Annotated in this window: 2 pseudogenes; one reads left to right on the forward strand and one right to left on the reverse strand. The window is 71.5% G+C overall.

Annotated features, from left to right (window positions below):
* Positions 1-350, reverse strand: a pseudogene (locus CCN72_RS35205) (ABC transporter permease); the annotation flags it as partial.
* A gap of 163 nt (positions 351-513) precedes the next feature.
* On the opposite strand from CCN72_RS35205, the pseudogene CCN72_RS35210 reads away from it, so the two are divergent.
* Positions 514-936: pseudogene (locus CCN72_RS35210) on the forward strand (ATP-dependent helicase); the annotation flags it as partial.

A 936-nucleotide genomic window follows, 5' to 3' on the forward strand; every position in this document is an offset into this window, starting at 1 on the left:
ACCCGTACCCGGACCGGGCCGTCGCCCGTGGGCGCGCCGATCACCGCGAAGACGCGCTGCTGGTTCACGGCCCGGACGGCCGCGGCCCGGTCCGGGTACGGGTGCAGCTTCAGCGAGGCCGACAGGGCGTGCTCCATGCCCGCGATGAAGGGGCGGGCCGGCGGGCGGTCGTAGGGGCCGGTGACCGCGGCGGGGATGCTGTGCGGGGTCGGGTTCGCCATGGCGTAGGTGTAGGAGCCCGCGAAGAGGCCGGCGGCGGCGGAGATGAGGAGGAGCAGGACGGTGGCGGGGAGGAAGGGGGACCGCTTGAACGTCGTCCAGCGCGAACCGGGCATACGCGAATCGGACATAGGGGAACTCTGGCATCTCGCCGTGGGGGGTGCCTGTCGATCGCCGGGTGCGGGTTGCGGGTGGTTGTTCGCGCAGTTCCCCGCGCCCTGAAGGGGCGCGCCTTCCGCACCGGCGGCAAATCAGTCGACCGGGTTTCGGCCGAGGTGAGATCCTGGATCGCGTATGTCTACGCATCCAGCCCCCGCCCTCGGCTCCCTCGCCGCCCGTCTGACCGAGTTGTCGCTGCGTGACGCGCACCGGCTCGGACGGCGGCTCGAGGGCGCGCGCAAGATCCGTAAGCCCGAAGCCCGTGATGCCGTGTTCGCCGAGATCGAGGGCGAGCTCGACAAGGCGGCGGGCCGGATGGCCGAGCGACGCATCCGCGTGCCGGCCGTCACCTATCCCGAACAGCTGCCCGTCAGCCAGAAGAAGGACGAGATCGCGGCGGCCATCCGCGATCACCAGGTCGTCATCGTCGCCGGTGAGACCGGTTCCGGAAAGACGACGCAGATCCCCAAGATCTGTCTCGAACTGGGCCGCGGTGTGCGCGGCATGATCGGGCACACCCAGCCCCGCCGGATCGCCGCCCGTACCGTCGCCGAGCGG

Source organism: Streptomyces murinus, from assembly GCF_002154555.1.
In the GTDB taxonomy this organism is placed as follows: domain Bacteria; phylum Actinomycetota; class Actinomycetes; order Streptomycetales; family Streptomycetaceae; genus Streptomyces; species Streptomyces murinus.